Here is a 12,801-nt window from a genome sequence, read left to right as displayed (position 1 = left end):
CGCCCCATGCAGCGTAGATTTTTCTTGAATGCCACGGGCCGCTGGCTGCTGGCGGGTACGGCCATGCTGGCGGTGGCCGCCCAGGCCCAGCCCGGCTACACCGTCTCCGCCGCACAGTTGCAGCAGGCGGTGGCCCAGCGCTTCCCCCTGCGCTACCCGGTGCCCGGCCTGTTGAACCTGGACGTGCAGGCGCCGCAACTGCGCCTGCTGCCCGCGCAAAACCGCCTGGCGGCGCAGATGGCCGTGGAGGCCGCGGGCCCGGCCCTGCGGCGCAGCCACAGCGGCAGCGTGGCGGTGGACTTTGCCCTGCGCTACGAGCCCAGCGACCGCACGGTGCGTGCTGTCCAACTGCACTTTCAAAACCTGCAATTCCCCAGCCTGCAACCCGCCGTGGTGGAGCTGCTGAACGCCTACGGCCCGGCGCTGGCCGAGCAGGCTTTGCAGGAAGTGGTGCTGCACCAGCTGAAGCCCCAAGACCTGGCCCTACCCGACACTTTGGGCCTGCAGCCGGGCAGCATCACCGTGACGGACACAGGGCTGGTGGTCGGGTTTGTCGCCAAGCCGCTGTGAGATAGGCCAATTTTGCTCTTAAATTAAGAGCTGCTTGCGCAGATGGCATGTGCGCTAGAGCCCTATTTTCTTTATAAAGGCGACCCGCCCGCCTCCCGGTCAAAATGCCCTACCCCGTCACCTCCCAGAAATCAGCATGACCCACCCGATCCAGCAAAAATGGCCCGCCCAGCACCCCACCAGCGGCTGGCGGGCCGGGCCTGGATGGTGGGCGATGCCTACACGATTGCCGACATCGCCATCTTTCCGTGGGTGCGCAACCTGGTCGGCTTTTACGGCGCGGGGGATCTGGTGGGTTTTGCGGATTTTCCCGAGGTGGCGCGGGTGCTGGCGGCTTTTGTGGAACGGCCTGCGGTGGTCAAGGGTTTGGTGACACCGCCACGCTGAGCGCCAGGCACAGATCCGCCCAGGCCTTGGCCTTTTCCGGGCGGTTGCGTAGCAGGGTGGCGGGGTGGTAGCTGACCACCACCGGCACGCCGTGGTAGCGGTGCACCCGGCCGCGCATCTGGCCCAGCGGCATGCTGCCTTCTAGCAACAGCTGGGCGGCAAACGGGCCTAGGGCCAAAATCACCTTGGGTTGCAGCAGGGCCACGGCGCGGCGCAGGTGCGGGGCGCTGTCGGCCAGGGGGTCGGCACCGTCCGCCAGCCGCAGCTTTTGCACGCTGGTGATGCAGGCCGAAGGTGCGCCCGCCTTGTGCGCCGGGGTGATGCCTATGGCGTGCAGCATATTGCCCAGCAGCTGCGCCTCGGGTGATTCGGGCACAGCAAAGGGCCGGGCGGCATCGTCGGCAATGCCCAGCGCCTCGCCCAGCACCAGCCAGTCGGCCGGGCCACCGGGGGCGGCGTTGAGCCACACGCTGGCTTGGGCAGCGGGCCAGTTCAGTGCGGCCGATTTTTCAGTGCTTTTTATGCCGCTAGCGCTTATTTCCTGTGCGGGATTAGCTATTAATTCAGGAGTTCGGTCCAGCACCTGGCTGATACTTTGGGCCGTGCTTGGCGGCGCGGCCCGTGGCGCGGCGGGTGCGGGGGCAGCCAGCGTTTCGACCACGGTTTCAGGCCACCACACGGGGCTGTGCATTTCGGCCAGCATGGCGCGCTGGCGGGTGTCTAGGTCGAGGCTCATAGCGGCATGCTCATGACGATGGCGTGCTCGCGCTGGCCGCTGCCATTGGGGTAGTAGTCTTTGCGCAGGCCGACGCGGTTGAAGCCGTAGCGGGTGTAGACGTGCAGCGCCCGGGTGTTGCCCACGCGGGCTTCCAGCCACAGCCACTGGGCTTTTTGGCCGCGCGACCACAGGGCCAGCGCGTCCAGCATCAGGTGCGACCAGCCTTGGCCCTGGTAGGCCGGGGCGACGGTGAGGTTGAGCAAATGCACCTCGTCCACGCCCTGCATGGCCACAAAGTAGCCCAGCACCACCTCCCCGGCCAGCAGGATTTGCATTTGGTAGCCCGCCGCCAGCGCGTCCATGAAGTTGGCCCGCGACCAGGGGTGGGCGTAGGCGGCCAGCTCCACCGGCAGCAGCACATCCAGCCAGTCGGGGGTGAGCGTCTCGAAGCGCACTTCGGCCGCATCGGGGGCGGCTAACAGGGCACTCATGCCAGCCCGGCCAAGGCCGCTTTTTCGGCCATGCGCTCGTCGGTGGTTTTGGCCACTTTGTCGCGGATGTAGCGCGGCAGGGCCTGGTCGGCAGGTACGCCCGCCCCCGCTGCCAGCAAGGCCGGGGCCAGCCGCAGCAGGGCCGTGGCGGTGGGCAGGGTGGGGATGCGCAGGCCGTCAGACGCGGGCAGGCGGTCGGCGTAGACGGTAAACGGGTTGCCCGCCTGCGCCCACCCCGCTTGCGCGTGCAGGTGCTCGGGCCGCACCAATTGGAAGTCATCGCGCTGGGTCCAGCCGCCGTCTTGGTAGCGGTAGAAGCCGGTGTAGACCTCGTCCATGCGCGCGTCCAGCAGGGCCTGCACAAGCTGCACGCCGTGCTGGTGGCGGGCCTCTTCGGCCACGGCCAGCAGGGTGTCGATGGGCAGCACCGGCAGGTTGGCCCCAAACGCCAGCCCCTGCGCCACCGAGCAGGCGGTGCGCAGCCCGGTGAACGAGCCGGGGCCGTTGCCAAAGGCGATGGCCGCCAGCTGGTCCAGCCGCAGCCCGGCCTGCTCCAGCAGCGCCAGAATGGCCGGGATCAGCGTGCTGGAGGCCTGCGCCCCGCCCGGCCCGCTGTGCTGCCACACCTGCACGCCATCGGTGGCGGCGATGGACAGGGTGTCGGTGCTGGTATCAAAGGCGAGCAGATTCATGGGGCAGATTTACAGAAGAAAAAGGCGGGTAGCGCAGGATTATCTAGCGCAATCAGCTACTATTTCTATAGCTGATTACCTATGACACATTCCACACACTCCCCCCGATTCTGGCGCAGCCTGTGCGCCCTGGCTTTGCTGGCCGCGTGCTGCGTGGTTCACGCACAGGTCCAGCGCCTGCCGCCCGACATTGCCAACGCCCTGGCCCGGGCCAAGGTGCCGCCCAACGCGGTCAGCCTGTATGTGGCGCGGGCCGATGGCGTGGGGGCGCCACGCCTGGGCCACCGGATGGATGCGCAGGTGAACCCGGCCTCGGTGATGAAGCTGGTCACCACCTTTGCCGCGCTGGACACTCTGGGGGCCGACTACACCTGGAAGACACGTTTCTACACCGATGGCCCGGTCAAAGACGGGGTGCTGCTGGGCAACCTGTACATCCAGGGCGGCGGCGACCCCAAGTGGGTGCTGGAGCGCATCGTGGCCGACTTGGCCGCCCTGCAAGCCCGGGGCGTGCAAAAGGTGCGCGGCGACATCGTGCTGGACCACCAGATTTTTGCACCCGTGGACCGTGACCCCGCCGCCTTCGACGGCCAGGCGCTCAGCCCCTACAACAGTGCCCCGGACGGCCTGCTGGTCAACTTCAAGTCGCTGATCTTTACCTTCACCCCCGAGCCCGACAGCGGCATTGCCCGCATCCGCAGCGAACCGCCCATCGCCGGGGTACAGATCGACGCACAAGTGCCGCTGAGCGCCCAAAGCTGTAACGACTGGCGCGGCGAGTTGCAGGCCCGCTTTGACGACCCGGACCGGGTGCAGTTTGGCGGCAGCTACCCGGTGAAGTGCGGCGAGCGCGTCTGGCCCGTGGCCTACACCGACCCCGCCAGCTACGCCCGCCGGGTGCTGCAAGCCCTGTACCTGGGCCTGGGCGGTAGTTTGGGCGGCGTGGTGCGCGATGGCCGCACGCCCAGCGATGCCCGCTGGCTGCTGGACGCGCCCTCGCTGCCGCTGGCGGCGCTGATTGCCGATGTCAACAAGTTCAGCAACAACGTGATGGCGCAGCAGATGTTTTTGACGCTGGGCTTGCAAACCGCCCAACCCGGCAGCTTTGCCGCGTCCCGTGCTGCTGTAGCCGCCTGGTGGCCCAAAGCCATCGGCAGCGACGTGCCCGTGCCCACGCTGGACAACGGCTCCGGCCTGAGCCGCGACGAGCGCACCAGCGCCCGCGCCCTGGGCCAGTTGCTCAAGCGCGCCGCCGCCCACCCGCAGGCGGCGGTGTTTGCCAACTCGCTAGGCATCGCCGGGGTGGACGGCACCGTGCAGCGCATGCGCGACCGGGGCCTGGCGCCCGAATCCATCGGCAACGCCCAGCTCAAAACCGGCAGCCTGCGCGACGTGGCCTCGGTGGCGGGCTATGCCACCGGGCGCAGCGGCCAGCGCTATGTGGTGGTGGGTATCGTCAACCATCCGCTGGCTCCAGCCGCCCGGCCCGCGCTGGACGCGCTGGTGGAATGGGCGGTAAAGGAAGAGTAAGCCGCCCCAAAATCAGTAGTTACCCTTTGTGTCATATTGCCTGGGCCGCGTAATATTCAAGCCACAAAAGAACGACCGTTCTTTTTTACAACAGGAGTGAGCGATGCATTGGATTCCCACAAAAATGGCGCGGCTGATGGCATCTGCCACGGCGGCACTGCTGGTGTCGGCCTGCGGCGGGGGCGGCAGCGATACCGCCACCAAAGTTTCATTCACCACGCTGGTGTCGTTTGGCGACAGCCTGAGCGATGTCGGCACCTACAAAGTCGGCACGATTGCAGCAGCGGGCGGCGGCAAGTTCAGCGTCAACAGCGGCACGGGCCTGGAAAACTGGACCGAACTGCTAGCCGCCCAGCTCACGCTGCCGGCACCCTGCTCCGCCCAGACGGGCCTGCTGTCGAACCAGCCGGGTATTGCGGCCGTAGCACTGGCCAGCCACCCCACATGTACCAACTATGCCCAAGGTAGTTCGCGGGTGACCTCGCCCGCTGGCCCCAATAGCTATGCACTGCAAGTGGCCGCAGGCGCTACCAACATCGGTCTGATGGCCGTGCCTTTGGTGACCCAGTTTGCCAACCACCTTGCGGCCCACGGCAACTACACCGGCACCGAGCTGGTGACCGTGATGGCCGGGGCAAATGACACTTTTATGCATATCAACGCCGTGTCGTCTGCGGCCACGGGCGGGGCTGCCGCAGCCGGGGCCGCCGCCGTGGCGGGCTGGACCAGCGCCGAGCAGGCCGCCGTAGCCGCCGGGGGAGCGGCGGCCGTGAACGCGGCGGCCACGGCCGCCGTGGCCCATTCCGCCCAGGATGCCCAGGAGCTGGCCAGCTACATCGTGGCTTCCGTCATTGGCAAAGGTGCCAAGTATGTGGTGGTGGTCAACACCCCCAGCATCGAACACACACCGTTCGGCCAAAGTTCGGGTGCTACCGCCCTGCTCAAAGCGATGGTCAGCACCTACAACACCACGCTGCAAAATGCGCTGGCGGGTCGGGCCGGCATTCTGTATGTCGATGCCTATGCCGAAAGCGTGGCCCAGACCACCAATCCAACCCAGTACGGCCTGAACAACATCAGCACCCCGGCCTGCAGCAGCACCGCCTACCACCCCACCACCAACCCCACAGGCAACATCTTGGGAGGGTCGTCGCTGGCCTGCACCCCACTGAACACCTTGGCCGGGGTGGATGTCAGCCACTACCTGTATGCCGATGGTGTACACCCCACCCCGTTTGGTTACCAGCTACTGAACCGCTTTGTGGCCCTGAAAATGGCCCAGGCTGGCTGGTTGTAAGCCCCTCAGGACAACTTTCCCAAGGACACACCCGTATGAAATCCAACACCATTGGCCTGGCCTGCGCCCTTTTGCTGGCTGCGGGGGCGGCCCAGGCCCAGACCGCCGGCACCTGGACGGTGCGTGGCGGCCTGACCCGCATCACCCCCCAGGTAGACAGCGGCAACCTGTCGGCCTCCAGCCTGCCGGGCACGCAGATCGACGCAGAAGGCGATACCCGTTTGTCGGGCGGCATCACATACATGCTGACCGACCACTGGGCCCTAGACCTGCCCTTGGCCATGCCATTCACCCACGACCTGACGGGTGCCGGTGCCATCAGCGGCGCCGGCAAAATTGGTGAAACCCGGTCGTTGCCCTTCTCGCTGCTGGCCCAGTACCGCTTTGGCGAGCCTGCGGCGGTGTTTCGGCCGTTTGTGGGGGCTGGCTTGACCTATGCCCATTTGTACAAAGAGCGTGGCAACGCCACGTTGACGGCCATTACCGGCGGCACGTCCAGCAACCCCACTACGCTGGCGATGGAGTCCCGCCTGGGGGTGTCGATGCAGGTGGGGGCGCGGGTGAACCTGAACCCGCGCTGGTTCGTCGAGGGGGCGGTGATTAAAACCTTCGTCAAAACCCGGGGCACGCTGTCCACGGGGCAAAGCATCGATGTGACGCTCAACCCGCTGACGCTGTGTGTGGGCCTGGGTTACGCGTTTTAAACCAGCCCGGTCCATTTTTCCCAACAAAAAACCGACCCTTGGGTCGGTTTTTTGTTGGGGATCGGTGGCCGTTTAGAAGCCGCTGGAGCCGTGCAAAAAGCTGTAAACCTGCACGCCAAACAGACGCTGCGCAAGGGGGGTGAAGTACAGCCGGTCGGCAAACAGGTACTGGTCGTAGGTAACACCGGCGGAATTGGCCACGATGGCCGGGTTCAGGGTCGAGGGCGTGCACAGTGACGAATTGACTTGCCCGGTACCGGTGCCGATGCCCGCAGCCGAGTCCACCGAAGTGCAGGCCAAATCCGATTTGTTAGTAAAGCCATAGTTCGTGTATTCGGAGCCCGACAAATTATTGAAGTAGGCCTCGGCTTCGACATAGCGCACGTTGGCGCCCAGGTCTTCAATCGACACCTTCAAGGCCACGTTGAAGGCGCGGCTGGCCAGTTCCAGTTCGGAGGTTTTGCCCAGCACGGTAGCCCAAGGGCTGCGGCCCAGGTTGTACACCCCCACCACCGCCACGTATTTGCCGCCAGCGGTCACCAGGCGGCGCACTTGCGCACCCAGGTCTTTGCCGTACTGGGTGGCGTTGGCGGTGTTGCCGCTGGCCGCCATGTCGGCCACGATGTCGCTGATGCCGCCGTTGATGACCACCAGGTCGCTGGCCCCCAGCGTATTGCTGGCCAGAAAGTTGTCGATCTGCACCTTGATCGGGGTGTTGCTGCCACCGGCGGCATCGGTGGTGCTGTTGATGCGGGCATTGCCCTTGGCATACACCAGCGAGGTGTTCAGCACCACGCCGTAGCTGCTGGCCAGCTGACCGATCCAGGTGGTGATGACACCGCTGGTGCTGTTGTTCACGGTATAGCTGGCCCCGGGGGTGACCACGCTAAACGCATCGCCGAAGCCGATGATCCGGGTCGGATTCAACTGCGACTCCACAGAACTGGCACCACAAGCGGCCAACAAGGCAGCCGAGGCGCAGGCCAGGCCCAAAACGGCACGGCGCAAGCTAAAAACGGTCATAGGTAACTCCAAAAAACGATAGATGAGTTTAACGATGCAATAAAGCCAATTTGGGTAAAGAACCTTCAAGCCCCCTTCATGCGACCGAAGCCCGTTGCAAACGGTCGCGCACGCCTTCCCACGCGGGCGTGTCGGGCGGGGTTTCCACCCAGATCAGGCGCACGCCCTGGGCATCGAAGTCGCGCAGCGCGGCAAACAGGGCTTGCGCGGCGGCGGCGGCATCTGGGGGCATGGCGTGGCACACCACCTGGGCCGAGCGGCTGCGCAGGGGCTGGCGGGCGTACACGGCGATGGTCACGGCCTGGCCATCCAGCCCCGTGCCGAGCAAATCCAGCGCGGTTTGCAGCGCCGCAGCGGTCATCAGCCGGACCTTGGCCGTGGGGGCGTAATGCGCCTCCAGCGTGCCCGATGCGCGTGGCGCGTTGGCCAGCGTGTCCTTGTCGCGCAGCGGCTGGCCGCAGGCGTGTTCGATCTGGTCGCGGCCAATGCTGCCAGGGCGCAGCAGCACGGGTTCGCCACGGGTGCAATCGACGATGGTGGACTCGATGCCCATGCTGCACGGGCCACCGTCTAATACCAGCAGGTCCGCACCAAATTCCGACTGCACATGCGCCGCCGTGGTGGGGCTGACGCGGCCAAACTGGTTGGCACTGGGTGCGGCCAACCCAGCCACGCCCAAGGCGGCGCAGGCTTGCAGGACTGCCAGTGCAACCGGGTGCGCTGGGCAACGCAGGCCGATGCTGTCTTGCCCGCCTGCCGCTGTAGCGCCTACGCCGGGGCGGCGCGGCAGGATCAGCGTCAGCGGGCCGGGCCAGAAGGCATCCATCAGCGCCTGGGCAAAGGCCGGCACATTGGCTGCGAAATGTGACACGCCTGCGGCTAAGTGCACTACGCCCGCCGGGCCGGGCGCGATGTGGACGATCAGCGGGTGGTCGCTGGGGCGGCCTTTGGCGGTAAATATCTTGGCCACCGCCGTGTCGCTGGAGGCATCTGCCGCCAGCCCGTAGACGGTTTCGGTGGGCAGGCCCAGCAACTCACCCGCCGCCAATGCCTGGGCGGCTTGCTGGATGGCTGCGGGGTCTTGGCCGTCTAGCAGCATCAGAACGCCTCGATGCCGAGCAACGCGGCGGCTTGCAGGGCGGTGGCGCGCACGGCGGCTACCGTGGGGCCGGTCAGCGTCAGGTGGCCCATCTTGCGGCCCCGGCTGGCGCGGGCTTTGCCGTACAGATGCAGGTGCGCGCCGGGCAGGGCCAAGACTTCGGCCCAGGGTGGCGTGGTGGCAAGTTCAGACTGCACAAACCACAGGTCGCCCAGCAAATTCAACATCACCGCCGGGCTGTGCTGGCGCGGCTGCACCAGCGGCAGGCCGGTGAGGGTGCGCACTTGCAGCTCGAACTGGGACACGTCGCAGCAGTCCATGCTGGCGTGGCCGCTGTTGTGCGGGCGCGGGGCGATTTCGTTGACCACCAGGCTGCCGTCTTGCAGCACGAAAAATTCCACGCAGAGCACGCCCACGTAGGGCAAACCACTCGCTATAGATTTCGTAGCAACTACCGCTTGCTCTATAAGCGCCAGAGGCATATTTTCCTCATAAACCTCGGTCACCGCCAGAATGCCGTCGCGGTGCAGATTGCGCTGCGGTGGCAGGTGCACCATCTGGCCGTCGGTGCCACGGGCCACGATCACCGAGCATTCGGCCACCAGGGGCAGCATTTTCTCCAGCACGCAGGGCACGTTGCGCATATCCGCCCAGGCCGCTGCCAGTGCGGCGCGGGTGGCGACGCGGGCCTGGCCCTTGCCGTCGTAGCCCATGCGGGTGGTTTTGAGGATGCCCGGCAGCAGGGCTTCGTCGATCGCGGCCAGTTGCTCTGGCGTGTCGATCACGGCATACGGCGCACACGGCACGCCACAGCGCACGAAGTGGGCCTTTTCGGCAGCGCGGTCTTGGGCGATGGCCACGGCCGACGCGGCGGGTGCCACCGTTTTGCTCTGCGCCAGCGTGGCCAGGGCGGGCGCGGGCACGTTTTCAAACTCGGTCGTGATGGCATCACACAGCACGGCCAACTGCGCCAGGCCCTGCGGGTCCAGGTAGTCGGTGGCGATGTGGTGGTGGCTAACGCGCCCGGCCGGACTGGCCGCATCCGGGTCCAGCACCGCCGTGAAATAGCCCATGCGCTGGGCCGCGTGGATGAACATCCGGCCCAGTTGGCCGCCGCCCATCACGCCCAGCGTGGTTCCGGGGAGGATGGGCTTCATAGTACGGGCGGCACAACCATGCTGCGGGCCACCTCGGTCTGCGCGGCGCGGAAGGCTTCCAGCTGGGCACGCAAAGCCGGGTTCTCGTTCGCCAGCAGGGCCACGGCAAACAGGGCCGCGTTGGCCGCACCCGCGTTGCCAATGGCGAAGGTAGCCACCGGAATGCCCTTGGGCATTTGCACAATGCTGTGCAGCGAATCCACGCCGCTCAAATGCTTGGTGCCCACCGGCACGCCCAGCACCGGCACGGGGGTTTTGGCGGCCAGCATGCCCGGCAGGTGGGCGGCACCGCCCGCGCCCGCAATGATGGCCTTGAGGCCACGCCCGGCGGCGGCTTCGGCGTAGGCAAACATGTCGTCGGGCATGCGGTGGGCCGATACCACCCGCGCTTCGTGCGCAATGCCAAACTGTTGGAGAATCTGCACCGCATGCTGCATGGTGTCCCAGTCGGAGCTGGAACCCATCACCACACCAATTTCTACATCTTTAGTCATAGGGCTACTTTTTGATTAGCCTTCAATTTTACTTTTTGCCCTTGAGGCCCCCCAAAAATGATCGACGTCACCTTTGCCAACTTTGAAACCGAGGTCATTGCTGCCTCCATGACCACCCCGGTGCTGGTCGATTTTTGGGCCCCGTGGTGCGAGCCCTGCAAGGTTATTGGCCCGCTGCTGGAGAAGGTAGAGGCGGATTACGCGGGCCGCTTCAAGCTGGCCAAGATCGACTCCGACCAGGAGCAGCAACTGGCCGAAGCCTTTGGCATCCGCAGCATTCCCACCTGCATTTTGGTGGTCAACGGCCAGCCGGTGGATGGCTTTCAGGGCGCGCTGCCCGAGGGCAAGGTGAAAGAATTTCTGGACAAACACGTGCCCGCTGGCGCGCCGCTAGAAGCCGAGCCGACCGAGGCCGAGGAAGCCCTGGCCCTGGCCGAAGCCGGTGACACCGATGCCGCCCTCTACAAGCTGCACCAAGCCTTGGCGCTAGACCCGGCCAACGACGATGCCCGGTTTGACTATGTGCGCCTGCTGACCCAGGCCGGCCACCTCGAAGAAGCCGAGGCCGCGTTGCAACCCACGCTGAAGTACATCCCCGCGCAGCTGCGTTTTGAAGCCCTGTCGCAGTGGATTGGCGCTATTAATTTCGCAGCTACCAGCGCAAAAGATATAAGCGCCATAGCCGAATTAGACATAAAAATTACCGCCAACAAGCGCGACTTCGATGCGCGCTTCGCCAAAGGCCGCATCCTGATGGCCCAGGGCGACTGGACCGCCGCGATGGACGAGCTGCTAGAAATCATCATGCGCGACAAAAAGTGGAGTGAGGAAGCCCCGCGCAAGGTCTTCATCGCCATTTTGGAGCTGCTCACCCCGCCCAAGCCCAAGGTCAGCTTGGATGCGGGCAACAAGACGGCGGGGGGGATTGAAATCTCCGGCAAGTCGGTCGCCGTGCAAGACCCGCAGGCGCTGCTGGTAGCCACGTACCGCCGCCGCTTGAGCATGGTGCTCAACTAAGGCGGTGGCACGGGCCGTTTAAAAACGGCCCCTTGCGATCCCTTACGATCCCTTACGAAACGCGGAACACTTCCACCGCATCCACCAGCCGCCGGGCCTGGTCGCGCAGGCTCTCGGCAGCAGCAGCAGATTGCTCTACCAAGGCCGCGTTTTGCTGGGTCATCTGGTCGAGCTGGGCAATGGCATGGTTGACCTCGGTGATGCCGTCCGACTGCTCGGCAGACGCGGCGGTGATCTCGCCAATGATGTCGCTCACCCGCTTCACCGAACTGACGATCTCGGTCATGGTGCTGCCCGCGTTGTGCACCAGCCGCGAGCCGGACTCCACCCGTTCGACCGAGGCACTGATCAGCGTCTTGATTTCTTTGGCTGCTTCGGCACTGCGCCCGGCCAAGGACCGCACCTCGCTGGCCACCACCGCAAAGCCACGGCCCTGCTCACCCGCGCGGGCGGCTTCTACGGCGGCGTTCAACGCCAGAATATTGGTCTGGAAAGCGATGCCGTCGATCACGCCAATAATGTCGGAGATCTTTTTGGAGCTTTGGTTGATCTCGTCCATGGTGGTGACCACCTGGCTGACCACCTGGCCACCACGGGCCGCTACGGCGGCTGCGGATGCCGCCAACTGGTTGGCCTGGTGGGCGGCATCGGCCGACTGCTTCACCGTGCTGGTCAGCGATTCCATGCTGCTGGCGGTGCGTTGCAAATTGCTGGCGGTTTGCTCGGTACGCACGCTCAAATCCTGGTTACCGGTGGCGATTTCGCTGCACGCGGTTTCGATATTGCTGGTAGAGCCGCGCACCGCCGACACCGCGCCATCCATCCGCGCCAGCGCGGCCTGCAAAGCCAGTGCCACCGGGGTGGTGACCTTGACGTGGGCCACGCCCAAGGCAATGCCATCGGCCCGGTCTACGCCGCCCACCAGCTCAACCAGTTCTTCGCCTTGCAGCGCAGTGCGGCCCATGCCCAGGGCCAGCACCACTTCCAGCGCCGTCTGGATCACCACATAGGTGGCATGCAACATGATGCGTAAAAAGTCGGGCTCGGTGGCGCAATAAAAGCCCAGGCCGGCCGCCTGTAGCCGGTCAAACAGCACATGGTGCACCGCAAACAACGCGGCCCCAAAGACGATGGGCCGCCAGTCCAGGTACACCAGCAGCAGCGCCAGCGTGACGAACACGCCAAAGTGCAGCTCAATCATGCCGCGCGCCAGCTGGATGTGCAGGGCCACCAGCGACACCTGCACAAACGCCAGCACCAGGCGGGACGTCATGGTGCCCTTGCAGGTGGCGTAGACCAGCCCGGCCACCACCAGCAGCAACAGCGACACGCCAAATGCCAGGCCGGAATCGACAAACTGGAAGCCCAAAACAATGGCGGCGATGGCACTGAGTGCAATCGCCGCCAACATGACTTTATCGCCCAGCAAGGCCTGGGATGAAGCCTGGGGTGCCCGCTGGTGGGGGTTGGAATACGTAGCAGTCATGGGCAACACCTTTTTGTTTTTGATAGGGAACGATACACCTGCACGGTGTGCAGAAACGTGTTTTTTTGCCTCCAAATAGCTCGGGTTTACATGGGGGCGATTGACTATAAGTGAATCAATATCCACCGGCCAGCCG

13 protein-coding genes and 1 pseudogene are annotated in these 12,801 nt (G+C 65.2%); 6 read left to right on the top strand and 8 right to left on the bottom strand.

The genetic code is table 11. The features are described from left to right. The first annotated feature begins 6 nt into the window (after positions 1-6). Both AC0969_RS14975 and AC0969_RS14970 read left to right on the top strand, forming a co-directional pair. Complete coding sequence (locus AC0969_RS14975) at positions 7-570, top strand: DUF1439 domain-containing protein (RefSeq protein ID WP_479624946.1); 564 nt, start codon at positions 7-9, stop codon at positions 568-570. 180 nt (positions 571-750) lie between these two features. Next, positions 751-957: pseudogene (locus AC0969_RS14970) on the top strand (glutathione binding-like protein); the annotation flags it as partial. On the opposite strand, the gene AC0969_RS14965 reads toward AC0969_RS14970, so the two are convergent. Genes AC0969_RS14965 through tsaB form a run of 3 tightly spaced genes read right to left on the bottom strand, consistent with a single transcriptional unit; the run spans position 929 to position 2,858 of the window. Continuing rightward, entirely contained in the window at positions 929-1,693 is a 765-nt protein-coding gene (locus AC0969_RS14965) for a uracil-DNA glycosylase (RefSeq protein ID WP_479624945.1), read from the bottom strand. The pseudogene AC0969_RS14970 and the gene AC0969_RS14965 sit on opposite strands and share 29 nt — an antisense overlap. Then, positions 1,690-2,166 (bottom strand): ribosomal protein S18-alanine N-acetyltransferase, encoded by a 477-nt coding sequence (rimI, locus tag AC0969_RS14960; RefSeq protein WP_479624944.1) that lies wholly within the window; start codon positions 2,164-2,166, stop codon positions 1,690-1,692. Before rimI ends, AC0969_RS14965 begins: the two co-directional genes overlap by 4 nt. After that, on the bottom strand, positions 2,163-2,858 hold the full coding sequence (gene tsaB, locus AC0969_RS14955; RefSeq protein WP_479624943.1) for a tRNA (adenosine(37)-N6)-threonylcarbamoyltransferase complex dimerization subunit type 1 TsaB: 696 nt from the start codon (positions 2,856-2,858) through the stop codon (positions 2,163-2,165). The genes rimI and tsaB overlap by 4 nt, the downstream gene beginning before the upstream one ends. An 81-nt stretch (positions 2,859-2,939) precedes the next feature. Between tsaB and dacB the strand changes: the two genes are divergently transcribed. The 3 genes from dacB (at position 2,940) to AC0969_RS14940 (ending at position 6,389) form a co-directional block, all read left to right on the top strand. Beyond that, positions 2,940-4,388, top strand: coding sequence for a D-alanyl-D-alanine carboxypeptidase/D-alanyl-D-alanine endopeptidase (gene dacB / locus AC0969_RS14950; protein ID WP_479624942.1), 1,449 nt, complete (start codon positions 2,940-2,942; stop codon positions 4,386-4,388). A gap of 103 nt (positions 4,389-4,491) precedes the next feature. Next, entirely contained in the window at positions 4,492-5,685 is a 1,194-nt protein-coding gene (locus AC0969_RS14945) for an SGNH/GDSL hydrolase family protein (RefSeq protein ID WP_479624941.1), read from the top strand. A gap of 35 nt (positions 5,686-5,720) precedes the next feature. Continuing rightward, positions 5,721-6,389 carry an OmpW/AlkL family protein gene (locus AC0969_RS14940; protein WP_479624940.1) on the top strand — a complete coding sequence of 223 codons (669 nt, stop codon included), beginning with the start codon at positions 5,721-5,723 and terminating at the stop codon, positions 6,387-6,389. Between the two features lie 72 nt (positions 6,390-6,461). Here the strand turns inward: AC0969_RS14940 and AC0969_RS14935 are convergent, their stop codons facing one another. From AC0969_RS14935 to purE, 4 genes are all read right to left on the bottom strand, one after another. Beyond that, complete coding sequence (locus AC0969_RS14935) at positions 6,462-7,412, bottom strand: SGNH/GDSL hydrolase family protein (RefSeq protein ID WP_479624939.1); 951 nt, start codon at positions 7,410-7,412, stop codon at positions 6,462-6,464. Between the two features lie 76 nt (positions 7,413-7,488). Next, the gene (locus AC0969_RS14930) at positions 7,489-8,511 is read right to left on the bottom strand and encodes an L-threonylcarbamoyladenylate synthase (protein ID WP_479624938.1); all 1,023 of its coding nucleotides are present in this window, start codon (positions 8,509-8,511) and stop codon (positions 7,489-7,491) included. After that, a complete protein-coding gene (locus tag AC0969_RS14925) occupies positions 8,511-9,668 on the bottom strand; it encodes a 5-(carboxyamino)imidazole ribonucleotide synthase (RefSeq protein ID WP_479624937.1) in 1,158 nt (385 codons plus the stop codon). The genes AC0969_RS14930 and AC0969_RS14925 overlap by 1 nt, the downstream gene beginning before the upstream one ends. After that, positions 9,665-10,162, bottom strand: coding sequence for a 5-(carboxyamino)imidazole ribonucleotide mutase (gene purE / locus AC0969_RS14920; protein ID WP_479624936.1), 498 nt, complete (start codon positions 10,160-10,162; stop codon positions 9,665-9,667). The genes AC0969_RS14925 and purE overlap by 4 nt, the downstream gene beginning before the upstream one ends. A gap of 57 nt (positions 10,163-10,219) precedes the next feature. On the opposite strand from purE, the gene trxA reads away from it, so the two are divergent. After that, positions 10,220-11,179, top strand: coding sequence for a thioredoxin (gene trxA, locus AC0969_RS14915; protein WP_479624935.1), 960 nt, complete (start codon positions 10,220-10,222; stop codon positions 11,177-11,179). A gap of 52 nt (positions 11,180-11,231) precedes the next feature. On the opposite strand, the gene AC0969_RS14910 is transcribed toward trxA, so the two are convergent. Next, entirely contained in the window at positions 11,232-12,665 is a 1,434-nt protein-coding gene (locus AC0969_RS14910; RefSeq protein ID WP_479624934.1) for a methyl-accepting chemotaxis protein, read from the bottom strand. Positions 12,666-12,801 lie beyond the last annotated feature (136 nt).

It is taken from the genome of Rhodoferax sp. LB1P47 (genome assembly GCF_056521445.1).
The sequence above is the reverse complement of the archived record's forward strand: the minus strand, read 5'-3'. Positions and strand labels throughout refer to the sequence as shown.